Here is a 23,985-nt window from a genome sequence, read left to right as displayed (position 1 = left end):
ATAATATTTTTACCCTTAATTTATATTTAGTAAAATTTCTCATCTTTGTTTTTTTTAAGAAGCGGAACACTTACAAAAGAAATAGACATGAAAAAATATAAAAACACAATCTTTTATCTTGTCCTAACGGGAAGTTTTTCCGTTATAATTTATTGGATTATTGGTAAAGGCAAGTTCTTAGAGGCAAGTAAAACTATTGAAACACTTGACAGTGACAAGGGTTATTGGAATGATTTTTTAGCATCAATGCAACACAATCTTCAAGATCCTTTAGCTATTCTTTTAGCACAAATAGTAACAATAATTCTTGTCGCTCGTTTTTTTGGTTGGGTTTTCAAAAAGATAGGACAGCCCTCTGTTATTGGAGAAATTATTGCTGGGATTGCTCTTGGTCCATCTTTATTAGGATTGTATTTTCCTGGATTTTCAGATGCTTTATTTCCGCTAGAATCTTTAGGTAACCTAAAATTTTTAAGTCAGATAGGGTTAATTCTTTTTATGTTTGTGATAGGAATGGAATTAGATATGAAAGTATTGAAGAATAAAGCAAATGAAGCTATTGTAATTAGTCATGCAAGTATTGTGATACCATTTACTCTTGGAATAGGGTTGTCCTATTTCGTTTACGATGAATTTGCCCCAGAAGGTGTAAAGTTTTTATCATTTAGTTTATTTTTAGGAATTGCTTTAAGTATTACTGCATTCCCGGTTTTGGCGCGAATTGTGCAAGAAAGAGGAATTCATAAAACTAAATTAGGAGCTATAGTAATTACGTGTGCTGCGGCAGATGATATCACCGCTTGGTGTATTTTAGCAGTGGTAATTGCCATTGTAAAAGCTGGGACTTTCGTTAGTTCGTTATACATTATTATGCTTGCAATTATTTATGTGCTTGTAATGATTTTCGTAGTAAAGCCTTTCTTAAAGAGGATTGGTGATTTATATGGTTCGAAAGACAATATTGTAAAACCTGTTGTTGCCATCTTTTTCTTAGTACTCATCATATCATCCTACGCTACTGAGGTAATAGGCATTCATGCACTTTTTGGTGCATTTATGGCAGGAGCAATTATGCCTGATGTTCCAAAATTTAGAACAATTTTTATTGAAAAAGTGGAGGATGTAGCTTTGATACTATTACTTCCTTTGTTCTTTGTTTTTACTGGTTTAAAAACAGAAATAGGACTTTTGAATGATCCTTATTTGTGGAAAATAACTGGATTTATTGTATTAATTGCAGTGGTTGGAAAATTTGCAGGAAGTGCTTTGGCAGCTAAATTCGTTGGACAAAGTTGGCGCGATAGCTTAACAATTGGTGCTTTAATGAACACCAGAGGATTAATGGAACTTATAGTCTTGAACATAGGTTTAGAGCTTAAAGTTTTAACTCCTGAAATTTTTACAATGATGGTTATAATGGCTCTAGTAACTACTTTTATGACTGGTCCAGCGCTGGATTTAATTAATTTTATTTTTAAAACTAAAGATCGAGTTGAAGTTATTGAATCAACAAATCTCAATAAATACAGAATCCTAATTTCCTTTGGTAATAATGAAAAAGGAAAATCTTTGTTGCGGTTAGCAAATAGTTTAGTGAAGAAGCAAAAAGCCCAATCCAGTATTACAGTTATGCATTTATCGTTAAGTGATGAGGTGCATTCCTTTAATTTAGATCACAAGGAGAAAAATAGTTTTTATCCTATTGTTGAAGAATCACAACTGTTAGGTCAAGATATTACAACGATTTTTAAGTCGACTCAAGATATAGAAACTGAAATTGCTGAGGTTGCTAACCAGGGAAATTATGATTTACTTTTAATAGGTTTGGGAAAATCTATCTTTGAAGGAACCATTCTAGGTAAAGTTATTGGGTTCACCACTAGAATTATTAACCCGGATCGTTTGATTGACAAGTTTACTGGTAAAGAAGGATTGTTTGAAAACTCTCCTTTTGATGAAGGAACAAGACAAATTATTTCTAAGACTAAGATGCCTATAGGAATATTGATTGACAAAGATTTACATCAGATTGAACGAATCTTTATTCCAATTTTTAGTACTGAAGATTCATTTTTAATTGAATATGCTCAAAAATTAATTTTTAATAACAATTCTGAAGTTGTAATTTTGGATGTAAATGAATATGTACATTCTAATTTTGTCATAAAGAGCGCTTTTGATTCTTTAAAAGAAAAATATCCAAATAATATTAGTTCGATTTCCATTAAAATTATTGAAAAGGAATTTTTAGATCGACAAAATTTAATGTTAGTTAGTCTCCATAGTTGGAAACAATTAGTAGATGAAAGTACCGTTTGGCTGAGCGAAGTTCCTTCAGTCTTAATTTTAAAACAGTAATATGAATTGGATTTTATTGATTATTGGTGGCCTTTTTGAGATAGGTTTCGCCACTTGTTTAGGAAAAGCAAAAGAAACCTCGGGCACTACATCAACGCTATGGTTAGTAGGTTTTTTAGTTTGTTTAGCAATAAGCATGTTCTTACTTTATAAGGCAACACAAACTTTACCTATAGGAACGGCTTACGCTGTATGGACGGGAATTGGTGCTGTAGGAACTGTATTAGTGGGAATTTTAATATTTAAAGAGCCAGCTGATTTCTGGAGAATATTTTTTATTACGACATTAATAAGTTCTATAATAGGACTAAAATTTGTTTCGAGTACTTAAAACAATTAAATTTTATTAAAATAATAATCCGTCTAATTAAATTTCAAAGTGAACTTTAATTAGACGGATTATTTAAGTTAAAAAAATCTAAACCTTCATGATTTCAGCTTCTTTGTAAACAAGAAGTTCATCTATTTTTTTGATAAATGTATTAGTTAAAGTTTGCACTTCATCCTCGGCATTTTTACAAAGATCTTCAGATGTTCCCTCTTTTTCTAATTTTTTAATGTCAGTATTAGCATCTTTTCGTGCGTTTCTTATTCCTACTTTGGCATCTTCTGATTCTACTTTTGCTTGTTTTACAAGTTCACGTCTTCTTTCCTCCGTTAGTGCGGGCACGCTTATAATTATGACATCACCATTGTTCATTGGATTGAAACCTATATTGGCAATCATTATTGCTTTTTCAATTACATGCAGCATATTTTTTTCAAAAGGCTGTAAAGTAATAGTTCGTGCATCAGGAACACTGATTTTTGACACTTGCGATAATGGTGTCGCTGATCCATAATAATCTACAAAAACACTTCCTAACATTGCTGGTGAAGCTTTTCCAGCACGTATATTTAAAAATTCCTTTTCTAAATGCGCAATAGAACCCGTCATTGATTCTTCAGTACTATCTAATATAAATTCAATTTCTTCAGTCATATTTTCCTTATTTTAATCCTCTTTAACAATCTAGAAACTTAAATATTTACTACTGTTCCTATGTTTTTTCCTTCGCAAATTTTTAATAAATTCCCTACTATATTCATATCAAAAACTACTATTGGTAATTTATTTTCTTGGCTTAATGTAAACGCTGTCGTGTCCATTACATTCAATCCTTTTTTAAGTACATCATCAAATGATATGAAATCAAATTTTACCGCTGACGCATTTTTCTCAGGGTCACAATCGTAAATTCCATCAACACGAGTTCCCTTGAGAATTACGTCTGCATTCATTTCAATACCACGTAAAACTGCAGCTGTATCTGTAGTAAAATATGGATTTCCTGTTCCCGCTCCAAAAATTACAATTCTTCCTTTTTCAAGATGGCGATCTGCTCTTCTTTTGATATAAGGTTCTGCTATAGATTCCATTTTTAGAGCCGTTAGTAAACGGGTTTTCATTCCTTTTTCTTCGAGTGCGCCTTGTAATGCCATTCCGTTGATCACTGTGGCCAGCATTCCCATGTAATCGCCTTGCACTCTATCCATTCCTGCACTTGCACCCGCAACTCCTCTAAAAATATTTCCACCGCCTATCACTATGGCGATTTCTATTCCTTTATTGTGTATTTGCTTGATTTCATCGGCATATTCACCTAATCTTTTCGGATCAATTCCGTATTGCAAATCGCCCATTAAGGCTTCACCACTTAATTTTAGAAGAATTCTTTTGTATTTCATTTTGAGTTGTGTTGATTGTTGCAAATATAGACATATTCTGATTTTTTAAAATAGTGTTACTTAAATTTTATAATTTAAGTTTTTCAAAGGAATCTTTTGCGGCTTGATAGCCAATTTTAAAAACGGCATCCATTTTTGTTTTATTAGTTTCAAAAGTTCTGAATAAACACAAATCTTTAGGTTCGATAACCCAATCACAATTATTAAACTTATGCATATTGGAATTTGCAGATAGAATATCAAATGCTCTTGTTGTAACTGCTTTGATCGAATTTAAATCTTTAGCTTCAATTTTTTGAATGGGACTCACGTATATTCCAATTAAAGTTTCGCAATGCCCTTGCAATATATCCGTCGGAAAATGATTTAAAATCCCGCCATCACTATACAACTGCCCATCAATCTCATAAGGTGACATTATCCCGGGAAAAGCAGAAGAGGCTAAAATTGCATCTATAATCTTCGTGTCGGGACCAAAGACCTTGAGTTTCCCCCGCACCATGTCAGTGGCGGTGATTTGAATTGGAATTTTAAGCTCTGCTATTTTAGCATCTTTAAAAATGTCTTGAAAATAATGTTTAAAGGCTTCGGAATCGATTAATCCTGCTTTTTTAAAAGTTAGATGTTTCCAATGAAAAAGATAAATGGATTTAAAAAAAGCAAGTATTTCCTCCGGAGTTTTACCCCAAGCATAAAGTGCTCCTACAATGGATCCAGCACTTGTTCCAGCCATTCTATTAGGACGAATATTTTGCTCTTCGAGGAATTTAATAGCACCCGCGTGAGCTAAACCTTTTGATCCTCCGCCAGAAAGAGTAAGACCTATCGATTTTGTTTTTAAATCCATAATTATAATTTGCTCTAAAATTACAATTTTAGAATGTTCTAAGGTGACAATTGTCACAATTTTACCCGTTTAATATGGTAACTTTGTAAATATAAACTTGATATTATGAAAACTACAATAGCTAAAGCATTATTCAATAGTCATCCCTATTTAGAATACAGAAAACTAGTTTCTGATTTATTAATCGAAAATAAATCTACTGGACATGAACAATCACAGGATTTGACGCATTACAGTTCACTGAACGAAACGCGCATGCATCGTTTAGATAAAACAATGAAATTATCAGATGAAATTATTCTTCAATTAAAAGCATTAAAAGGAGAGTACATTTGGTTAGTCATTACCGAAGGTTGGTGCGGTGATGCAGCCCAAATTCTTCCTATAGTGAACAAGATGGCTATCGATTCTGGTAAAATAGATTTAAGAATTGTTCTGCGTGATGATAATGATGATTTGATGAAAATGTTTTTAACTAATAATTCTAAGTCGATTCCTATAGTAATTATCGTTGATAAAAATACAGGAGAGTTAGTGGGTCATTGGGGTCCAAGACCAAAAGGTGCAGTAGAATTGATTCAAAACTATAAAAAGGAATTTGGTTTTATCGATGAAACAGCAAAAACTAATTTACAAATGTGGTATTTACAAGATAAAGGATTAAGTACGCAAAAAGAACTTATAGATTTAATAAAGGAATTAGACTATTAACAGAATTTTAAGTAGTTCGTCGAAATTAAAATATTTCAGACAGATTTAACAACTGTATTGAAAAATATTTTGTAACTTAGTGATTGCCAATCAAGTCTATCGTTTTTGATCTAATTTTTTTATGACTGTTTAAATTTCTAATAACAATTTAAAAAATATCATTATGAAAAGATTATTTGAAAAAGTTTATGATTATGTTTCATATTTACTTTTTGGAGGTAAAAATGTTGCTAATTATTAACAAGCGGCTTAGGTCAGAAATAAAGGAAAAGTATGTATTAAAAACTACTTCAATTTTTTTAGAAAAAACACATCGCAAATTCGATTAAAGAATTTGTCATGTGTTTTTGCTTTTAGAAAGTCAATAGTGAAATTCCTAAACTAATATTTCCGGAATCTTTTTGATTGTTAATCGGGAAGGAATAATGATTCAATTCTATAAAAATTATAATATCATCAATAGTTTGTATCCCTAAGCTCACTTTTTTATAATCTCCCATCAAAGAGCCACGACCTATCGCTAGAGCTTTCCCATATCCTAACTGTAACGTTATTCTAGTATCTTCTCCAACTTTTGGACTTAACTTAAAATTAGCAAAAACTGGTGCAACAACTAATTGATCCTTCCATTCCCAATTAATTCCAGTGTGAATACCCAATCCAATCCATTCTTTATATTGAATTCCATAACCAATCTTTGTTCCTAAACCATCAGGTATTAGCCAAGAACCTTTTTTTTGAGTATACTGATTTACAATAGCAGCATCAGGATTTCCTCTAATAGCTGCAGTTATATCAAATTGAAAGTATTTAGATTTTTTATTTTGCGATAAAGCAGATAAGCTCAAGAACAAAAATAAAATAAGAGCTATGGATTGATTCATGAAACTAAATTTTGCCTAGCAAACTATTTTCAAATTCAGTCACGTCAATTCCATCTAGGACATCATAATTACCAATCTTTGTTCGACGTAAAGCCGTTAGATGAGCGCCTGAATTCATTGCTTTTCCAAAATCAAAAGCTAATGAACGAATGTAAGTTCCTTTACTGCAAACTACTCTGAAATCTATTTCTGGTAGTGAAATTCGGGTAATTTCAAATTCGTTAATTGTGGTTTTTCTAAAAGCAATTTCAACTGTTTCGCCAGCTCTAGCATGTTCATATAATCGAACACCATCTTTTTTTATTGCAGAATAAATAGGTGGCTTTTGATCGATTTCGCCTAGAAATTGTTTTATCGTCTCGAAAATTAATGCCTCGTCTATGTGCGAAGTAGGATACGTTTGATCAATGTCGGTTTCTAAATCGTAGGATGGAGTAGTGGCACCAATATGAAAAGTTCCTGTATATTCTTTGGCTTGACCTTGAAGTTCAGTAATTCTTTTGGTAAACTTTCCGGTACAAACTAATAGTAATCCAGTTGCTAATGGATCGAGAGTTCCAGCATGACCTATTTTAAATTTTTTAGGGAGTCCAAGTTTATTAATAAGCGCATACTTTAATTTATTTACTGCCTGAAATGAAGTCCAGTTCAAAGGTTTGTCAATAAGCAAAATTTGGCCGTTAAGGTAATCTTCAACTGTATTCAAAAGATTTTATTTAAAGTATGAAAAGTAAATTAAAAGAAAAACGCCAACGACGATACGATAATAACCCCACGGTTTGAAACCATATTTTTTAATTATTTCAATAAAAAATTTGATGGCTAAAACGGCTACTATAAAAGCCACGACATTACCAATTATAAAAAGCTGAATGTTTTCATTTGATTTTAAAATTAACTCGTAGCCTTTCATTTGGGAAGACTCATAAGTTTTCAAGAAAACCGAATAGCAAGTTACCGCCATCATTGTAGGTACAGCAAGAAAAAACGAAAATTCAGCTGCAACATGACGCGTTAGCCCTTGTTGCATTCCACCAATAATAGAAGCGGCGGATCTACTTGTTCCCGGCATCATAGCCAGACATTGCCAAAAACCAATTATTACAGCTTGTTTTATTGTAATATCTTCCTCTTTTATTACAGTAGGATTTTGGAAACGATTGTCAATAAATAGCAGAATTATTCCGCCTATAATTAATACAATTGCAATGGGAATGGGATCTCCTAATATGGCTTCAATTTTGTCATCAAATAATTTTCCTAGCACTAAAGCTGGTATTACAGCAAAAACAAGTTTGATATAAAAATCGAATTTGGAGAAATCAAAAAACTTTTTCCAATACAAAGCTACTACCGCTAAAATAGCTCCGAATTGAATTGAAACCTGAAATAGTTTTACAAAATCGTCTTCTTGTATTCCAAAGTAAGAACTAACAAATACCATATGAGCAGTTGAAGAAACAGGAAGAAATTCTGTCAATCCTTCGATGATGGCAATTAAAAAAGCCTGCAATGTGTTCATTTAAGCCTTTTTTGGATTTTTGAGAATAGCATAAATTGTAATCCCAAAACCAATTAAAACTGTTGTTGGCGCTAATCTAATTCTTCTAAAATTAAAGATTTCTTCGTTAAAAACAGTAGGATCATCGCTACCACCGCCTGCCATTAATATAAATCCTAGCGTTATTACTGCAATTCCTATTAATAGAATTTTATAATTTATCTTGTCAAAAAGGAATTCTTCTTTCTGTTCGTTATTTTTCATTTATACTGAATTAGAATGCTTTATTATTATATCTAGAATCTAAAAACTATTGATTTAAAATCAATATAAATCATCTGTTCGTAAATTTAAGAATCTCTGTGTCGCAAAGTAGGTGCTTAACCAAGTGATCAGTACTCCAAATCCAAAAACTCCTGCAAGGACAATTCCAATTAAAGCTTTGTCATTTAATATTCCTAAATTCGGAAAACTATTTTCAACATAAATTAAAACTCCAATTAGTGCGAGGATTGCTAACAATGCACCAAGCATTCCTAATTTGATACTTCTAGTGACGAAAGGTTTTCTAATAAATGATTTTGTGGCACCAACCATCTGCATCGTTTTTATAATAAATCGGTTTGAATGAATGGATAAACGCAAAGAACTATTAATTAATAAAACGGCAATAATGGCTAGAAAACTACTGATTATTAGAATCCAACTGCTTACTTTTTTAATGTTGTCATTTACTAAATTAACTAATTGTTTATCATAAACAATATCAGAAATCATTGCGTTTTTTCGAAGACCTGCTTCTATTTTTACAATGCTATCTTTTACAACGTAATCAGCTTTTAAGTGAATATCATAGGAGTTTTGTAATGGATTTTCACCAAGAAAAGTCATGAAATCTTCTCCTATAATATCGGTGTGCTGCTTCGCTGCAGCGTCTTTTGCAACAAAATCGTAAGATTTCACAAAACGACTCGCTTTTAATTCTGTGCCAAAACCTTTTAATATGCTATCATTAGCTTCATTTTTAAAAAAAACGGTCATGGCAATATTTTCTCTAAAATCGTTCGCTAATTTTTTAGAATTAATTATAAAAAGACCTAGAAATCCCAGTAGAAATAAAACCAAGAATACACTTAGCACTACTGAAAAGTAAGAAGAAATAAGACGACGTTTTTGAAAATTGTCAAAGGAAGAACTCATAGTTTATTGAAATTATCGGGTAAAAATAATAAAGAATTTCTTTATTTGAAGTTAATAACGTCCAAAGTTTTAACTTTCGTACAATAAACGTAATTTTGCGACCATAATTTTGCAAACCTTTTGCGGTTCAAATCGCTAATTGGTTCACAATAATTTACGAGATGGCTTGAGCGTGCCCTTGCATGACTCCACTAATAACAATAAAATAGAGAATGAAATATAATCCGAACGAAATTGAGGCCAAGTGGCAAAAGTATTGGTTAGAAAATGAAACTTTTAAAGCCGAAAATAATTCTCAAAAACCAAAGTATTATGTGCTTGACATGTTTCCATATCCATCTGGAGCTGGGCTGCATGTAGGACATCCGCTAGGTTACATCGCTTCAGATGTATATTCTCGTTATAAAAGGCATCAAGGTTTCAATGTGCTCCATCCTATGGGTTATGACAGTTTTGGATTACCTGCTGAACAATATGCCATTCAAACTGGTCAGCGTCCCGAAGAGACTACTTCTGTTAACATTGATGGTGGGATTGATAAAGAAGGCAATAAAATTGCAGGATACAGAAAGCAATTAGATAAAATTGGATTTTCATTTGATTGGAGTCGGGAAGTGCGTACCTCAAATCCGGATTATTACAAACATACTCAATGGATTTTCATCCAATTATTTAATTCTTGGTACAACAAAACCACTGATCGAGCAGAAGATATTTCGACTTTAAAAGCACTTTTTGAAATTGATGGCAATACAAATGTCAACGCAGTTTGTGATGATAATATCGAGGTTTTTTCGTCAAACGAATGGAACGCTTTCGCAAAAATACAGCAAGAAAAAATTCTTTTACACTATCGATTAACCTATTTAGCGGAAACAGAAGTAAACTGGTGTCCTGGTTTAGGTACCGTTTTGGCTAATGATGAAATTGTAAATGGTGTTTCAGAGCGCGGTGGTTTTACCGTTGTTAGAAAAAAAATGACGCAATGGAGTATGAGAATTTCAGCGTATGCTGAGCGATTACTGCAGGGTTTGAACGATATTGATTGGAGCGAAAGTATTAAAGAAAGTCAAAGAAACTGGATTGGAAAATCAGTTGGAGCGATGGTTTCGTTCCGAGTTCTACCAAATAATTCTTCAAAAGTAGCTATTGATTCGGTCAAAACGATTACAGCAAGTCAAAATAGTAATAGTTTAGTAAAAGAAACAGAAACGCAAGTTGAAGGTAATTTAACAAAGACAGAGCAAATTTTATGGTCAAGTTTGCATTCTAAAGCTATTGATTATAAATTTTTACAGAAACATTTAATTGCAGATTACATTGTTGATTTTGTTTGTCTTTCAAAAAAGTTAGTGATTGAAGTTGATGGTGAAGGCCAAGATTCTACTAATCTAAGTATTCAAGATAAAACAGAAATCCTCACCAGTAAAGGTTTTAAAGTTATTCGTTTTAAAGATGAAGAAATTTTAAGAAACTTGGCGGGTGTTTTAGACACGATTACTGTAGAACTTGAAAATATAACTAATGTCGCTGAGGTCACAAAGGAAATTAGTGTTTTTACAACTCGTCCTGATACTATATTTGGAGTTACTTTTATGACATTAGCTCCTGAGCATCCTTTGGTATTAGAAATTACAACACCGGATTGTTTAGATAAAGTAAACGAATATATTTTAGCATCATCTAAGCGTTCTGAAAGAGAGCGCATGGCCGATGTGAAAACAATATCAGGAGTTTTTACAGGTGCTTTTGCGGAGCATCCTTTTACTAAAGAACCAGTTCCAGTTTGGATTGGAGACTATGTTTTAGCTGGCTATGGAACGGGAGCTGTCATGGCTGTTCCTTGTGGCGACGAAAGAGATTATGCTTTTGCTAATTTCTTTAAAGGCAATCCCGAAACTTCGGGAGGAATGCCTGAAATAAAAAATATTTTTGACCAAGATATTTCGGAAGCGGCTTATGGTTCGAAAGAAGGTTTCAAGTTAGTAGATTCTGATTTTTTAAATGGATTAGATTACAAAGCGGCAACTCAAAAAGTAATTGCAGCCTTAGAAGAAATCAACCAAGGAAAAGGAAAAATCAATTACCGTTTGCGTGATGCTGTTTTTTCTCGTCAAAGATATTGGGGTGAACCTTTTCCCGTGTATTACGTGAATGGTTTACCACAAATGATTGCTCCAGAATACTTACCAATACAATTACCAGAAGTAGCCAACTATTTACCAACTGAAGACGGTTTACCGCCTTTAGGAAACGCAACAATTTGGGCTTGGAATACCAAAAATAATAAAGTTGTTAGTACTGATTTAGTGGACAATTTTGAAATCTTTCCTTTAGAATTGAACACGATGCCAGGTTGGGCGGGAAGTTCATGGTATTGGATGCGTTATATGGATGCGCATAATGAAAACGAATTTGCTAGCAAAGAAGCGCTGGCGTATTGGGAAAATGTGGATTTATATATTGGTGGAAACGAGCATGCAACGGGACATTTATTGTACTCTCGTTTTTGGAACAAATTCCTAAAAGATAAAGGCTTCGCACCAACGGAAGAGCCATTTAAAAAACTGATTAATCAGGGAATGATTTTAGGGATGAGTGCGTTTGTTTATCGTTTAGAGGGAACTAATATTTTTGTTTCTAAAACTAAAATTGATGGTCGAAATGTTCAACCAATTCATGCTGATGTTTCTATGGTTAATTCATCTGATGAATTAGATATTGAAGCTTTCAAAAATTGGAGAGATGATTATAGAGATGCGGAGTTCATAACAGAAGAAAACGGAAAATATATAGTAGGTCGCGAAATCGAGAAAATGTCAAAATCAAAATACAATGTAGTTACTCCAGATGATATTTGTAATGAATATGGAGCGGATACACTGCGGTTGTATGAAATGTTCTTAGGACCATTAGAACAAGCTAAACCATGGAATACGGCAGGAATTTCAGGAGTTTTTGGTTTTTTGAAAAAATTATGTCGTTTGTATTTTGATGAAAATGGTTTAATAGTCACTGATGAAACACCAATAAAAGAAAATTTAAAATCACTACACAAAACCATTAAGAAAGTAGCGGAAGATATTGAGAATTTCTCTTTTAACACTTCGGTGTCGCAGTTCATGATTTGCGTGAATGAATTATCTACACAAAATTGTCATTCTAGAGCTATTCTTGAACCATTAGCGATTGTGATTTCGCCTTATGCACCGCATATTGCTGAGGAATTATGGTCGTTGCTAGGAAATAAAGGTTCAATCTCGACGGTGACTTTTCCAGTTTTTGAACCAGCGCATTTAGTAGAAAGTGAGAAAGAATATCCAGTTTCATTTAATGGAAAAATGAGATTTACTATAAAATTACCATTAGACTTGACTAAGGAACAAATTGAGGAAATTGTAATGAAGGACGATAGAACGATTAAACAATTAGAAGGTAAAACACTAAATAAAGTGATTATTGTTCCAGGAAAGATTATCAATTTAGTGGGATAGTATATGAAATTTTAATAATATCAACCCAAATTTCTATTACTGAAGTTTGGGTTTTTTTTATTTGCAAATATTTAACTAGTGTCAATTTGGCATTGTTGATTTTTGGGTCGTAATTTGCTGATTAGCTTTTAACTCAAAAAATAAAAGAAAAAACTATGGGAATGGGATATTTAATTCTAGCTGGAGCAATCATGTTGTTCAGCTGGCTAGTTAGTTCAAGACTAAAAAGTAAATTTGAACATTATTCTAAATTACAATTACAAAATGGAATGTCAGGTGCTGAAATTGCCGAAAAAATGCTCGCAGATAACGGCATTCGCGATGTAAGAGTGATCTCAACTCCAGGAAGATTAACAGATCACTACAATCCAATGGATAAAACAGTAAATTTAAGTGAAGCAGTTTATAATCAAAGAAATGCAGCAGCAGCAGCAGTGGCGGCTCATGAATGTGGGCACGCAGTTCAACACGCAGTTGGGTATCAATGGTTAACTATGCGCTCTAAATTAGTTCCCATTGTGAATGTAGCATCAAGTTATATGCAATGGATATTACTTGGGGGGATTTTGTTATTAAATACTTTTCCTCAATTGTTATTAGTGGGAATTATTATTTTTGCAGCAACTACTTTATTTTCAATTGTAACATTACCCGTAGAATATGATGCAAGTAATCGCGCATTAGCATGGTTAGAAAATAAAAGAATGCTTACGCAACAAGAACAAGCGGGAGCTAAGGATTCATTGAAATGGGCTGCTAGAACGTATGTAGTCGCTGCTTTAGGTTCAATCGCTACGCTATTGTATTATGTTTCTATTTACATGGGTGGTAGGAGAGACTAATTCAAAGACAACTATCTAATTAGAAATTTTTTTTAAAATATAAAGGCTGGCTCATTTTTAAAATGAGTCGGCTTTTTTTAGCTTTAAATAGTTAAAAGTTAAAGCTGAATTTGTCTGTCAATTTGTTGATCTAAGGAAATGAAAGTCTCAGTTCTGGAAACACCCTCTATTGCTTGAATTTTAGTGTTGAGCAACTGCATTAAGTGTTCATTATCTTTGCAAATAATTTTTATCAATATCGACCAGTTTCCTGTAGTGTAATGACATTCTAACACTTCGGGGATTTTTTTTAATTCTCTCACTGTTTCAGGATTTCGCGCTGCTTTGTCGAGGTAAATCCCAACAAAAGCCATAGTATTGTAACCTAGAATTTTATTATTTACAGTAAACTTAGAACCTGAAATTACACCAGATTGTTCTAGTTTTCTTAAACGTTGATGAATTGCTGCTCCTGAAATTCCTATTTTGTTTGCAATTTGAAGAATGGGTTTACGGGCATCTGACATTAAATCGCGCAGAATTTCTTTATCGATGCCGTCTATTTCGACAGTGAAGGAATTACTTTTCATATAGTATTACTTTAAACTAAAAATTGTATTTTAATTTCATTTTGAAATCTAAAATAAGCAAAAAATGATAATGTGAAATATTTATCTTTAGTTAAAATACAAAAAAAATCCATTCAGCAAGTGAATGGATTTTTTTATATCTTTAATATTTTCCTTATTTTCCTTTATTAGCTTCGCTTATGTATTTTTCCAAAGCCATTGTCATAGATGGTGTTGCAGGCGTTGGTGCAAGAATGTCTACTCTCAATCCGTGATCTAAAGCTTCTTTTTGAGTGGTACTTCCAAAAACAGCAATTCGTGTTTCGTTTTGTTTAAAATCTGGAAAGTTCATAAATAATGATTTAATTCCAGTGGGACTAAAGAATGCTAAAATATCATAATAAACATCAGCAAGATCAGATAAATCACTCATCACTGTTTTGTAAAAAACTGCTGGTGTCCAATCTACTTTTAATGCATTTAGCGTTATTTGAGCATCAGCATTTAATTGGTCTGAGGCTGGTAATAAAAATTTTTCGTCCTTGTATTTTTTTATCAGTGGAGATAAGTCTGCAAAATCTTTTGGACCAACATAAATTTTACGTTTTCTATAAACAACATACTTTTGTAAATAAAAAGCAATCGCCTCAGATTGACAGAAATATTTTAATCCTTCAGGAACTTTAAAGCGCATTTCCTCTGCTACTCTAAAAAAATGATCGACAGAATTTTTACTAGTTAAAATAATTGCTGAGTAATTATTAAGATCCACTTTTTGAAGTCGAATCTCTTTTGCATTTACTCCTTCCACATGAATAAAAGGTCTAAAATCAATCTTTACTTTATGCTTTTGTTGAAGTTCAAAGTAAGGTGAATTTTCTACCTTAGGTTCAGGTTGTGAGACCAAAATTGTTTTCACTTTCATATTTTCACTTTTTCTAAGCATTCCCTTTAGTAAACCAATAATACATAAAATAATAGGGTGCTATTTCGAGAGCGCAAAGATATAAAATAAAGTAAAACAACTTACTGAATATTAATTTTTGATAATTTTTAATTGAAATAAAATAAGTTAAAACATTAGCTATCAGTATTATACCTATTATAATTAAAGGAATATTTCTTGAAAATGAGTCGTAATAAAACAAAATTATGTTAACTGGAAGGATGAATAATCCTATATAGGTTCTATACGTTACTTTTTGAAGATTGAATTGCTCCACAAATTCTTCAATATTAAAGGAAGTTGCAATAATTTTTTCAATTAAAAATTTAGATAATATGAAAAAAACTAAAAACGTAAATATTTGTATGTAAACGAGCCAATCTGTTTTTGTGGCAAAGCCAAAATAACTCAACGTTATTTGGATTAAGAAGGCAAGTGAGATTGACTGAACTAAAAATAAAGAAATTGTAAATACACTTTTTAAATTCGTGCTGTCTTTATAAATCTTTATATATTTATTAGAATAAATCAAATTCGCAAAATCACTAAATCGATTTGCAAAAACCGATCTGGTTATTGCAATTATTGCAAACGATAAAACAAAGAGTACAGTTGCCCAATCTTTACTTTCTGTTATTCTTGGTTGAAGTATATTTTCGATCATAATTGCGCAAAATTAGTAATTTTTATATCATTCTCTTTATTATAATTTTATTAAGGATGTAATGCCATAAAAAGTTTACTTTTGCCGTGAAATTACTTAAAATATGAATGATTGTATTGTTATAATTCCGACGTATAACGAAATTGAAAATATTGAAAGTATTATTCGATCAGTGCTATCACAACATATCCCTTTTAATGTTTTAATTATTGATGATAATTCGCCGGATCGAACTGCTGATAAGGTTGTTCTACTTCAAGCTGAATTTAAAGATAGATTGTTTTTAGAAAAAAGGGAGAAAAAATCGGGATTGGGAACTGCTTATGTTCACGGATTTAAGTGGTCTTTAAAGCGAGATTATAAGTATATTTTTGAAATGGATGCTGATTTCTCTCATAATCCAAAAGATTTAGAAAAATTATATCATGCTTGCCATTTAGGGGATGCTGATTTGTCAATAGGATCAAGATATGTTACTGGTGTAAATGTTGTAAATTGGCCATTGAGCCGAGTTTTGATGTCTTATTTTGCATCTGTTTATGTTAGATTGATAACTGGAATGAAAATTCATGATGCCACAGCGGGTTTTGTGTGCTACAAAAGAAATGTTTTAGAAGAAATTAATTTAGATAAAATTAAATTTGTGGGCTACGCGTTTCAAATTGAAATGAAATACCGGACTTACTGTAAAAAATTTCAAATTGTTGAGGTCCCCATTATTTTTACAGATAGAACGAAAGGACAGTCTAAAATGAGTAATTCAATTATTGTTGAAGCTGTTTTAGGTGTTATTGCGCTTAGGTTAAAGAAATTATTTAACACATTATAAGAAAGAGAAACGATGAATAGGGTTTTAATTAAGAATGCCAAAATAGTAAATGAAGGGTTGATTTTTGAGGGCGATGTATTAATTGAGAATGATTTAATTGTTGAAATTTCAGAAAACATCAGTGCTAAATCTCCCGATTGTAAAATTATCGATGCTGAAGGAAATTATCTTATGCCTGGAGCTATTGATGATCAAGTTCATTTTAGAGAACCAGGTTTGACGCACAAGGGCGATATAGAATCTGAATCTAGAGCTGCGGTTGCAGGCGGAATAACTTCTTATATTGAACAACCAAATACAGTTCCCAATGCCATCACTCAGGAAATATTAGAGAAAAAATATGAATTAGCTGCGCAAAATTCATATGCTAATTACTCATTTATGATGGGTGGAACGAATGAAAACTTAGAAGAAATTTTAAAAACGAATCCAAGAAATGTTGCCGGGTTAAAATTATTTTTAGGCTCTTCTACAGGCGACATGTTAGTAGATAGTTCTGCATCTTTAGAAAAAATATTTTCATCTACAAAGCTGCTAATTGCGGTTCATAGTGAAGATGATGAGATTGTGAAAACAAATTTAGAAAAATTTAAATTGCAGTACGGAGAAGATATTCCAGTGGAATGTCATCCAAAAATTAGATCTGTTGAAGCATGTTATAAATCTACGGAAAGAATAGTTAAACTTGCTAAAAAAACAGGAGCAAGGTTGCATGTTTTTCATTTATCAACAGCAAAAGAACTGGAGTTTTTTACAAATAAAATTCCGTTGGAAGATAAATTAATAACTGCCGAAGTCTGTATTCATCATTTATGGTTTTCTGATGAAGATTATAAAATTAAAGGCAATTTAATTAAATGGAATCCAGCAATAAAATCTGTCAATGATAGAAAAGCATTGTGGGAAGCCTTGCTTGATGATAGAATTGATGTTATTGCCACAGATCATGCCCCGCACACTATCGAAGAAAAAAACCAATCTTATTTAAAAGCACCATCTGGAGGTCCGTTAGTGCAACATGCAGTTGTTGCAATGTTTGAAGCTTTTCATCAGGGAAAAATAAGTATTGAGAAAATTGTAGAAAAAATGTGCCATAATCCAGCAAAAATTTTTAAAATTGAGAAACGTGGTTTTATCAAAGAAGGTTATTATGCTGATTTAGTGATTGTAAACCCTGGTTTACCTTGGAGTGTTAAAAAAGAAAATATTTTGGCTAAATGTGGTTGGTCTCCCTTTGAAGGATATACTTTTAAGTCCAGGATAACGCATACTTTTGTAAATGGACAACTGGTTTACACCCCTTTCAAAGTGAAAGATATTCGAGCAGGAAAACGATTATTATTTGATAGATAAAAGAAAAGAAATGAATAAAGTGATACTTTTTATAGCGATTCTTGTTTTCTTTTCAAGTTGTAAAGATGATAAAAAACCTGCGCGCTTAATAGAGAAGGATGTAATGATAAATATAATGTATGATTTGTCTATTCTTCAAGCTATTAAATATCAAAGTCCAGCATCTATTGATAGTTTTAAGATAAACGCGAGAGATTATGTCTATAAAAAGTATAAAGTAGACAGTCTTCAATTTGCAAAAAGTAATGTTTATTATTCTACCGATAGTGAGGAATATAAAAAGATGTTTACCCAAGTAACAAAGCGTATTAGCACTCAAAAAGCAACTTCAGATTCTTTAATAAAAGTTGAAAGTAAAAAGTCATTAAATATTAAAAAGACCAAGAATAAAAGACTATTGTTAACCGAGGAAGACACAATTTTAAAGCGAAAAAAGAAATTTATTAACAAGGAAGCAGTAAGCAAAACTTCACTGAGAAAAGAACCTTTACAGTAAGGTTTTAATTTTTTAAACGCGCTATTTCTTTGATATATAATCTAATATTTGTAAATTGATTTGGTAAAGTATCTTTAACTTTTTGATTAGAATACAAGCTTTGAGAGTAGGAGGCTCTTGCGGTAGCTTTTGTAAATTGTCTTTTTTTACCAAATAAAGCCGAAAGTAAATAGTCAATACGCCAGATTAGCTCCATGAGCAATTTGCTTGCTTCTGTTTTTGGTCGTTTTACTTTTAAGGCATCAGCAATGGTAAATAATATTTCTTTAAAAGATATGTTTTCACTTACTAACGTAAATCGTTGATTTGATATATCGCTTTTCATCAAATCAATAGTAAGTTTAACAACATCAATAACAGAAATAAATCCTGTTGTTCCCAAAGTATAGAAAGTTAAACCTTCTTCAACTTTTTGGAAAAGTAATCCACTTCCTTGCTCTCTAAAGCCAGGTCCAAGAATCACTCCAGGATTAATTATAAGAGTGCTTAATCCTTCTTGCTGTCCTCTCCAAATTTCCATTTCTGCACCGTACTTAGATATCGCGTAATCGCTGTGATAATTTTCTGGATTCCATTCCGTTTCTTCGGTAATAAATTTTTCATGAGGTAATAAATCGCCAAGAGTAGCTATGGAACTAATAAAACATAATTTTTTAATATTAAAGGCAATACAAAAATTAACAATATTAGCCGTGCCCTCAATATTTGTTTTTCGCAATAAATTTTCATCTTTTGGATCTAATGAAATTACAGCTGCACAATGATAAACATAATCTATTCCTTCAAAGGCTTTTTCAAGCGCAGGAATATTATTAATATCAGCGGGATACCAATTAATTAAATCAAATAATCCTCTTTTTTTATAAAGATCAAATAGAGATTTTGTTTTTTCAATACTTTCAGGTTTTCGATAAATAGCGCGAACTTGCTCTCCATTTTTAATCAAATGTAGTAGTAAATGAGCGCCAACTAAACCTGTTCCTCCGGTTATTAAAATCATTTTGTAAATGTAATGAAATCCATCTCATTTTAGAAATGCAATTCTGCTACTGTTTGTCAATTAATGCTATCAATTAACCCGTTGGGTATAATTAGTTTTTGAAGATGATTTTTCGTCAGTTCGAGTATTTTTCGATAGAAAAATGTATCGAGAACAAGAAAAATTTCCTTAAAAACGGTTCTCGATATATTTTTTGCTACGTTTTACTCCACAAAAAATACCCGAACTGACGTTTTGAATAATTACACCTAACGGGTTCTAGTTATTATAATTCATAATAGCTGTGCAGTTAAAATTGATACTTTCATTACGCTTGAATTACTATCTTTGCACAAATTGAATAAAAAAGATGAAAAATTTTATTGAAGAAGTTACTTGGAGAGGAATGCTACACGATGTAATGCCAGGCACAGAAGAACATTTAATGGAGCAAATGCGTGTTGCTTATGTGGGAATTGATCCAACTGCTGATTCGTTACATATAGGACACTTAGTAGGAGTTATGATGCTTAAACATTTTCAGTTATCTGGACACAAGCCTTTAGCATTAGTTGGCGGTGCGACTGGAATGATAGGTGATCCTTCAGGAAAATCAAATGAAAGAAATTTATTAGACGAAAGTACTTTACGCCACAATCAGGAAGCTATAAAAGGACAATTAGCTCGTTTTTTAGATTTTACTTCTAAGGGGGCAAATGCTGCGGAATTGGTGAATAATTATGATTGGATGAAGAACTTTTCTTTTCTAGATTTTATTCGGGATATTGGTAAGCATATCACAGTAAACTATATGATGTCTAAGGATTCTGTAAAAAAACGTTTATCATCTGAAGCTGCTGAAGGAATGTCATTTACGGAGTTTACTTATCAATTAGTTCAGGGTTATGACTTTTTACATTTATACAATAATAAAAGCTGTACGCTTCAAATGGGAGGAAGTGATCAGTGGGGAAATATAACTACAGGTACAGAACTAGTTCGTAGAATTGCTGGGGGGAAGGCTTACGCCTTGACTTGTCCTTTAATTACAAAAGCTGATGGAACAAAATTTGGCAAATCTGAGGGAGGAAATATTTGGCTAGATGCAGCGAGAACTTCTCCTTATAAATTTTATCAATATTGGTTAAACACTTCAGATCTTGATGCTGAAAAATATATTAAAATTTTTACTTTTTTAACGAAAGATGAAATTGAAGTTTTAACAGAAAATCATAGAGAAACTCCACATTTACGCTTAATGCAAAAACGTTTAGCAGAGGAGATAACAACAATGGTTCACTCCATATCTGATTTAGAAAATGCCATAAAAGCCTCTGCTATTTTGTTTGGAAACTCTACCGCTGCTGATTTAAAACAATTAGATGAAGCCACTTTTTTAGATGTTTTTGAAGGTGTTCCTCAAGCTGAAATAAGTAAAGTTGAAATAGAATTAGGAATTGATATAATTACAGTTCTAAATGAGAAAACAGGATTTTTTAAGTCTAATGGTGAAGCAAGACGCGCTTTGACAGCCAATTCTATATCAGTTAACAGAGAAAAAATTGCCGAAGGTTTTGTTCTTACTATAAAGGATTTAATTAACAATCAGTTCGTGCTATTGCAAAGTGGTAAGAAAAATTATTTTGTGGTTAGAGTGGTTTAACTGTTTATTTAAATTATCGGTTAACCGATTAAATAAATCAATAATTAACCTTTACATCACCATCAAATTACAACCGCGAATATCAGAATTATCAAAACGTCCCAATACTTCGAAAGAATTGTTGGGATATTTTTTGCCTAAATCTTGCGTCGCAATAAAAGAACATGAATTAATGTTAGCTAAGTCAATAACATTAATTCCCCCTGTTTTTCCATCAGGAATGTAACTTAAGGCGTCTTCTGTGTCACGAACAAGAATTTGAATCCATGATGGACATTCAAAGATACCTTCGCCAAGAGAATAGGCTTGTGAGAGTAATTCCGTCATTCCATATTCAGAATGAATTGCTGCAACTCCAAAACCTTCGCACAGTTGTTCATGTAATTCCTCTCGAATCATTTCCTTTCGTTTTCCTTTCATACCACCTGTTTCCATGATAATAGTATGTTTTAACTGAAACTGATGTTTTTCGATTAGATCTAATAAAGCAAAAGTAACGCCAATCAAGATAACATTTTGTCCCGCATCATCTAACTCAATAAGTTTTGAGATAAGAGCATCATGATTGTGTAAATAAAATCCGCTATCGTTATGATTTGACAAGGAGATTAAATCTTTAACCATGTAAATTAAAGATGAACCTTCTCGCTCTAAATAAGAAGGGAGTAATGCTAAAACTACATAATCTTCAATGTTGCCATAAAACTGAGAAAAACCGTGACGGTAACTTTCTTCATATAACGAAACGTCAGTAACTAAATGTTTGCTAGTAATTATTCCAGTTGTACCGCTGCTGCTAAAAACTTCTTGAATATCGTTATTATTTGAAACTACGTCGTGGCTTTTAAAAAATTGAATAGGTAAAAAAGGTATCTGTTGTAATGTTTTAACCTTTTGGGGATCGGTTTTTAAGAAGTCGCAAAATTCTCGGTAAACGAGATTATTTTCAAACTGAAAACGAAATATTTTCAAAGCAATTTTCTCAAATTGTTTTTGACTTGAAACGCTAAATATATCTGAGGTTGTAATCAAGGATTCTTTTTAGCAAAAGTAATTAAATTTTTAAATTCTAACTAATGTAGAACGGCTTATAAAGTAAAGTATAAGCAGCGAAGTCTTTGTACAAGGCATAAAAAAAGTCTCTTTATTAAAAAGACTTTAATTTATTATTAAGGAGTATTATCGTATAATTAATTTCCGAGTTGCAGATGCTTCTTTTTCATTGATTTTTATAATGTAAACCCCTGACGATAAAGCAGAAACATTGAGTTCACGGGAATTGATAACAGTTTGAAGAACTTTTTTACCTAAAACATCAAAAATTATTATTTCTTTATCAAAATCATTTTTAGTAGAAATATAGACTTTACCATTGCTCACAGGATTGGGGTACATATCTAGACCCTCAATTACAGTGGCTTCTTGTGTTTTTGAGTGTGTCTTAATATCTTGAGCAGAAGCGCTCAAAGAAAATAAAAACACCAATAAAGTGAAAATGTAAAAGTAATTTTTTGTCATTAGAAATTCTTTTGAAAGTAAATCTACGAAATAAATCTCATTTAAAAAACAAAATGCCTTTCAAATTTGAAAGGCATTTTTAAAAATTATGATCACAAATTATTTTATAAGATTTGCCCCGCTAACATTTGCCCAAGCTCCGCTTGTCAATGCAGCTCCAGTTGCAGTGGTGCTTATTGTAAAATTAGCATTTGGGAAATTTACAATTATTCCAGCTGTTGCACCTACAGGTACAATTTGAGAAGTGGTGGAGATTTTTACTAAATTTAAAAGTAATTTTCCACCCGCAACTTGATTAGTATTTGTTGTTGCATCTTGTATCTTTACCGCTGCTCCTTTATAAACAGTTGCACCTTCAGTATAATCTCCATATCCTTCGATTACAATATTGCTGAATTCGCCATTCCCTTCTCTTTTAAATTGAAAAGCATCTACTTGAACATCTCCAGCGACTTCAGGGGTACAACCAGCCTCTCTTTTTAAAGTAATGTTTGTGATTTTTGGATAAAAGGAATTGTTATTATTGGAACATTCAACTTCCATCCCAAAATTTCCTTTTCCAGTTTGATACGCATACCAGTTACTATTATTTTTCCCCTGCCATCCATCTTGCCAGTCAAAAGCATCATCATAATTACCATACGAAATTGCATTAGTCATACTTACAGTTCCTCCAAAAAATTCAAAACCATCATCAGCACCCTTGTAAGATACTAAGTGATCTAAAGTTGTACCTGATCCAACGGAGTAAAATGTAAAACCATTATTTTCCTTAGTTCCGTCCGCAAGTTTTGCTCCTGCGTATTCTACTCGCACATATTTCAAGGAGCCACCATTGTGCTCAGTATTAGTGCCACCATAAGATAAAGCATTACCATCCTCTGAAGTAGATGTTGTAACGCCTCCAATAGCTTTTATTGGCGCATCACCATAAATGATTATTCCACCCCACGAACCTGGAACCCCTGATTTTTCAGTGAATACAACCGGTTGGCTTGCTGTTCCATTTACAATAAGCTTTCCACCATTTAAAACAACTAATGCATTGTCTCCTGAAGTTTTATCAGCCGTAATTGTTGAACCAGCCTCAAAGGTAACGATGGTACCACTACCTATTTTTACAATTCCCTTAAGAGTATAAGCTCCTGTTGGAAAAGTCTTGTTTGCAGTTAGTGTTCCTGTTATTTCTCCAGTAACGGCAGTTACTGTTGTGTTGTCGTCACTACTAGTACATGCTGTAAAAGTTGAACCTAGAATTGCTAAACCTAAAAGTAATTTTTTCATTAGTTTGTGTGTTTAATATTATTTTACAAATGTATATTTAGCCTTCTAAATTGAAGTTATGCTACTGTTATACTAGAGTTATTAATTGTATGCTAAAAAGTTAATTAATTGTAAAGAATTATTTTAATTGCTTTTTTTAT

At 32.2% G+C, this 23,985-nt stretch carries 24 protein-coding genes; 9 read left to right on the top strand and 15 right to left on the bottom strand.

Annotation, left to right across the window (positions count from 1 at the left end; translation table 11 throughout):
* Nucleotides 1–87: 87 nt before the first annotated feature.
* Together BUA99_RS04730 and BUA99_RS04725 are read left to right on the top strand one after the other, a co-directional pair.
* Entirely contained in the window at nucleotides 88–2,358 is a 2,271-nt protein-coding gene (locus tag BUA99_RS04730; protein WP_072989708.1) for a cation:proton antiporter, read from the top strand.
* A gap of 1 nt (nucleotide 2,359) precedes the next feature.
* Nucleotides 2,360–2,689, top strand: a complete 330-nt coding sequence (locus tag BUA99_RS04725; protein WP_072988974.1) for a DMT family transporter — start codon at nucleotides 2,360–2,362, stop codon at nucleotides 2,687–2,689.
* 87 nt (nucleotides 2,690–2,776) lie between these two features.
* Here BUA99_RS04725 and frr read toward each other — a convergent pair whose 3' ends face one another.
* From frr to BUA99_RS04710, 3 genes are all read right to left on the bottom strand, one after another.
* Nucleotides 2,777–3,340 carry a ribosome recycling factor gene (gene frr / locus BUA99_RS04720; protein WP_072988971.1) on the bottom strand — a complete coding sequence of 188 codons (564 nt, stop codon included), beginning with the start codon at nucleotides 3,338–3,340 and terminating at the stop codon, nucleotides 2,777–2,779.
* A 38-nt stretch (nucleotides 3,341–3,378) separates the two neighbouring features.
* The gene (pyrH, locus tag BUA99_RS04715) at nucleotides 3,379–4,086 is read right to left on the bottom strand and encodes a UMP kinase (RefSeq protein WP_072988969.1); all 708 of its coding nucleotides are present in this window, start codon (nucleotides 4,084–4,086) and stop codon (nucleotides 3,379–3,381) included.
* Between the two features lie 67 nt (nucleotides 4,087–4,153).
* The gene (locus BUA99_RS04710; protein ID WP_072989705.1) at nucleotides 4,154–4,933 is read right to left on the bottom strand and encodes a patatin-like phospholipase family protein; all 780 of its coding nucleotides are present in this window, start codon (nucleotides 4,931–4,933) and stop codon (nucleotides 4,154–4,156) included.
* Nucleotides 4,934–5,038: 105 nt separating this feature from the next.
* On the opposite strand from BUA99_RS04710, the gene BUA99_RS04705 reads away from it, so the two are divergent.
* A complete protein-coding gene (locus tag BUA99_RS04705) occupies nucleotides 5,039–5,644 on the top strand; it encodes a thioredoxin family protein (protein ID WP_072988966.1) in 606 nt (201 codons plus the stop codon).
* A 353-nt stretch (nucleotides 5,645–5,997) separates the two neighbouring features.
* On the opposite strand, the gene BUA99_RS04700 is transcribed toward BUA99_RS04705, so the two are convergent.
* The 5 genes from BUA99_RS04700 to BUA99_RS04680 are packed head-to-tail and all read right to left on the bottom strand — an operon-like array spanning nucleotide 5,998 to nucleotide 9,229.
* Nucleotides 5,998–6,528, bottom strand: a complete 531-nt coding sequence (locus BUA99_RS04700) for a hypothetical protein (RefSeq protein ID WP_072988954.1) — start codon at nucleotides 6,526–6,528, stop codon at nucleotides 5,998–6,000.
* A gap of 4 nt (nucleotides 6,529–6,532) precedes the next feature.
* Complete coding sequence (gene truB / locus BUA99_RS04695) at nucleotides 6,533–7,234, bottom strand: tRNA pseudouridine(55) synthase TruB (RefSeq protein WP_072988952.1); 702 nt, start codon at nucleotides 7,232–7,234, stop codon at nucleotides 6,533–6,535.
* A gap of 6 nt (nucleotides 7,235–7,240) precedes the next feature.
* The gene (locus BUA99_RS04690) at nucleotides 7,241–8,050 is read right to left on the bottom strand and encodes an undecaprenyl-diphosphate phosphatase (protein ID WP_072988949.1); all 810 of its coding nucleotides are present in this window, start codon (nucleotides 8,048–8,050) and stop codon (nucleotides 7,241–7,243) included.
* The gene (locus BUA99_RS04685; RefSeq protein ID WP_072988947.1) at nucleotides 8,051–8,293 is read right to left on the bottom strand and encodes a DUF3098 domain-containing protein; all 243 of its coding nucleotides are present in this window, start codon (nucleotides 8,291–8,293) and stop codon (nucleotides 8,051–8,053) included.
* 60 nt (nucleotides 8,294–8,353) lie between these two features.
* Nucleotides 8,354–9,229 carry a cell division protein FtsX gene (locus BUA99_RS04680; protein WP_072988945.1) on the bottom strand — a complete coding sequence of 292 codons (876 nt, stop codon included), beginning with the start codon at nucleotides 9,227–9,229 and terminating at the stop codon, nucleotides 8,354–8,356.
* Nucleotides 9,230–9,441: 212 nt separating this feature from the next.
* Here BUA99_RS04680 and BUA99_RS04675 point away from each other — a divergent pair, with 212 nt between their 5' ends.
* Together BUA99_RS04675 and BUA99_RS04670 are read left to right on the top strand one after the other, a co-directional pair.
* Complete coding sequence (locus BUA99_RS04675; RefSeq protein ID WP_072988943.1) at nucleotides 9,442–12,723, top strand: leucine--tRNA ligase; 3,282 nt, start codon at nucleotides 9,442–9,444, stop codon at nucleotides 12,721–12,723.
* A 155-nt stretch (nucleotides 12,724–12,878) separates the two neighbouring features.
* Nucleotides 12,879–13,565, top strand: a complete 687-nt coding sequence (locus tag BUA99_RS04670) for a zinc metallopeptidase (RefSeq protein ID WP_200778639.1) — start codon at nucleotides 12,879–12,881, stop codon at nucleotides 13,563–13,565.
* Between the two features lie 98 nt (nucleotides 13,566–13,663).
* Here the strand turns inward: BUA99_RS04670 and BUA99_RS04665 are convergent, their stop codons facing one another.
* The 3 genes from BUA99_RS04665 to BUA99_RS04655 form a co-directional block, all read right to left on the bottom strand.
* Nucleotides 13,664–14,134, bottom strand: coding sequence for an Lrp/AsnC family transcriptional regulator (locus BUA99_RS04665; RefSeq protein ID WP_072988940.1), 471 nt, complete (start codon nucleotides 14,132–14,134; stop codon nucleotides 13,664–13,666).
* 154 nt (nucleotides 14,135–14,288) lie between these two features.
* Nucleotides 14,289–15,038, bottom strand: coding sequence for a uroporphyrinogen-III synthase (locus tag BUA99_RS04660; RefSeq protein WP_072989699.1), 750 nt, complete (start codon nucleotides 15,036–15,038; stop codon nucleotides 14,289–14,291).
* A 13-nt stretch (nucleotides 15,039–15,051) separates the two neighbouring features.
* The gene (locus tag BUA99_RS04655; protein WP_072988938.1) at nucleotides 15,052–15,723 is read right to left on the bottom strand and encodes a DUF4271 domain-containing protein; all 672 of its coding nucleotides are present in this window, start codon (nucleotides 15,721–15,723) and stop codon (nucleotides 15,052–15,054) included.
* 103 nt (nucleotides 15,724–15,826) lie between these two features.
* On the opposite strand from BUA99_RS04655, the gene BUA99_RS04650 reads away from it, so the two are divergent.
* The 3 genes from BUA99_RS04650 to BUA99_RS04640 are packed head-to-tail and all read left to right on the top strand — an operon-like array spanning nucleotide 15,827 to nucleotide 18,401.
* Nucleotides 15,827–16,552, top strand: coding sequence for a polyprenol monophosphomannose synthase (locus tag BUA99_RS04650; RefSeq protein ID WP_072988935.1), 726 nt, complete (start codon nucleotides 15,827–15,829; stop codon nucleotides 16,550–16,552).
* A 12-nt stretch (nucleotides 16,553–16,564) separates the two neighbouring features.
* A complete protein-coding gene (locus BUA99_RS04645; protein WP_072988932.1) occupies nucleotides 16,565–17,905 on the top strand; it encodes a dihydroorotase in 1,341 nt (446 codons plus the stop codon).
* A 10-nt stretch (nucleotides 17,906–17,915) separates the two neighbouring features.
* Nucleotides 17,916–18,401, top strand: a complete 486-nt coding sequence (locus BUA99_RS04640) for a DUF4296 domain-containing protein (RefSeq protein ID WP_072989697.1) — start codon at nucleotides 17,916–17,918, stop codon at nucleotides 18,399–18,401.
* 4 nt (nucleotides 18,402–18,405) lie between these two features.
* Here the strand turns inward: BUA99_RS04640 and BUA99_RS04635 are convergent, their stop codons facing one another.
* Nucleotides 18,406–19,401 (bottom strand): NAD-dependent epimerase/dehydratase family protein, encoded by a 996-nt coding sequence (locus tag BUA99_RS04635; RefSeq protein ID WP_072988929.1) that lies wholly within the window; start codon nucleotides 19,399–19,401, stop codon nucleotides 18,406–18,408.
* A 349-nt stretch (nucleotides 19,402–19,750) separates the two neighbouring features.
* On the opposite strand from BUA99_RS04635, the gene tyrS reads away from it, so the two are divergent.
* Nucleotides 19,751–21,043 carry a tyrosine--tRNA ligase gene (gene tyrS, locus BUA99_RS04630; protein ID WP_072988927.1) on the top strand — a complete coding sequence of 431 codons (1,293 nt, stop codon included), beginning with the start codon at nucleotides 19,751–19,753 and terminating at the stop codon, nucleotides 21,041–21,043.
* 51 nt (nucleotides 21,044–21,094) lie between these two features.
* On the opposite strand, the gene BUA99_RS04625 is transcribed toward tyrS, so the two are convergent.
* The 3 genes from BUA99_RS04625 to BUA99_RS04615 form a co-directional block, all read right to left on the bottom strand.
* A complete protein-coding gene (locus BUA99_RS04625; protein WP_072988924.1) occupies nucleotides 21,095–22,075 on the bottom strand; it encodes a LuxE/PaaK family acyltransferase in 981 nt (326 codons plus the stop codon).
* A gap of 147 nt (nucleotides 22,076–22,222) precedes the next feature.
* Nucleotides 22,223–22,561 carry a T9SS type A sorting domain-containing protein gene (locus tag BUA99_RS04620; protein ID WP_072988921.1) on the bottom strand — a complete coding sequence of 113 codons (339 nt, stop codon included), beginning with the start codon at nucleotides 22,559–22,561 and terminating at the stop codon, nucleotides 22,223–22,225.
* Between the two features lie 99 nt (nucleotides 22,562–22,660).
* The gene (locus BUA99_RS04615; RefSeq protein WP_072988918.1) at nucleotides 22,661–23,845 is read right to left on the bottom strand and encodes a hypothetical protein; all 1,185 of its coding nucleotides are present in this window, start codon (nucleotides 23,843–23,845) and stop codon (nucleotides 22,661–22,663) included.
* Between the last annotated feature and the right edge of the window lie 140 nt (nucleotides 23,846–23,985).

The organism is Flavobacterium segetis (assembly GCF_900129575.1).
GTDB lineage: Bacteria > Bacteroidota > Bacteroidia > Flavobacteriales > Flavobacteriaceae > Flavobacterium > Flavobacterium segetis.
This window is presented reverse-complemented; position numbering and strand designations above follow the sequence as displayed.

Coding starts and splice junctions, on each gene's coding strand:
- BUA99_RS04730 (WP_072989708.1), top strand. CDS start 88: ATGAAAAAATATAAAAACACAATCTTTTATCTTGTCCTAACGGGAAGT.
- BUA99_RS04725 (WP_072988974.1), top strand. CDS start 2,360: ATGAATTGGATTTTATTGATTATTGGTGGCCTTTTTGAGATAGGTTTC.
- frr (WP_072988971.1), bottom strand. CDS start 3,340: ATGACTGAAGAAATTGAATTTATATTAGATAGTACTGAAGAATCAATG.
- pyrH (WP_072988969.1), bottom strand. CDS start 4,086: ATGAAATACAAAAGAATTCTTCTAAAATTAAGTGGTGAAGCCTTAATG.
- BUA99_RS04710 (WP_072989705.1), bottom strand. CDS start 4,933: ATGGATTTAAAAACAAAATCGATAGGTCTTACTCTTTCTGGCGGAGGA.
- BUA99_RS04705 (WP_072988966.1), top strand. CDS start 5,039: ATGAAAACTACAATAGCTAAAGCATTATTCAATAGTCATCCCTATTTA.
- BUA99_RS04700 (WP_072988954.1), bottom strand. CDS start 6,528: ATGAATCAATCCATAGCTCTTATTTTATTTTTGTTCTTGAGCTTATCT.
- BUA99_RS04690 (WP_072988949.1), bottom strand. CDS start 8,050: ATGAACACATTGCAGGCTTTTTTAATTGCCATCATCGAAGGATTGACA.
- BUA99_RS04685 (WP_072988947.1), bottom strand. CDS start 8,293: ATGAAAAATAACGAACAGAAAGAAGAATTCCTTTTTGACAAGATAAAT.
- BUA99_RS04680 (WP_072988945.1), bottom strand. CDS start 9,229: ATGAGTTCTTCCTTTGACAATTTTCAAAAACGTCGTCTTATTTCTTCT.
- BUA99_RS04675 (WP_072988943.1), top strand. CDS start 9,442: ATGAAATATAATCCGAACGAAATTGAGGCCAAGTGGCAAAAGTATTGG.
- BUA99_RS04670 (WP_200778639.1), top strand. CDS start 12,879: ATGGGAATGGGATATTTAATTCTAGCTGGAGCAATCATGTTGTTCAGC.
- BUA99_RS04665 (WP_072988940.1), bottom strand. CDS start 14,134: ATGAAAAGTAATTCCTTCACTGTCGAAATAGACGGCATCGATAAAGAA.
- BUA99_RS04660 (WP_072989699.1), bottom strand. CDS start 15,038: ATGAAAGTGAAAACAATTTTGGTCTCACAACCTGAACCTAAGGTAGAA.
- BUA99_RS04655 (WP_072988938.1), bottom strand. CDS start 15,723: ATGATCGAAAATATACTTCAACCAAGAATAACAGAAAGTAAAGATTGG.
- BUA99_RS04650 (WP_072988935.1), top strand. CDS start 15,827: ATGAATGATTGTATTGTTATAATTCCGACGTATAACGAAATTGAAAAT.
- BUA99_RS04645 (WP_072988932.1), top strand. CDS start 16,565: ATGAATAGGGTTTTAATTAAGAATGCCAAAATAGTAAATGAAGGGTTG.
- BUA99_RS04640 (WP_072989697.1), top strand. CDS start 17,916: ATGAATAAAGTGATACTTTTTATAGCGATTCTTGTTTTCTTTTCAAGT.
- BUA99_RS04635 (WP_072988929.1), bottom strand. CDS start 19,401: ATGATTTTAATAACCGGAGGAACAGGTTTAGTTGGCGCTCATTTACTA.
- tyrS (WP_072988927.1), top strand. CDS start 19,751: ATGAAAAATTTTATTGAAGAAGTTACTTGGAGAGGAATGCTACACGAT.
- BUA99_RS04620 (WP_072988921.1), bottom strand. CDS start 22,561: ATGACAAAAAATTACTTTTACATTTTCACTTTATTGGTGTTTTTATTT.
- BUA99_RS04615 (WP_072988918.1), bottom strand. CDS start 23,845: ATGAAAAAATTACTTTTAGGTTTAGCAATTCTAGGTTCAACTTTTACA.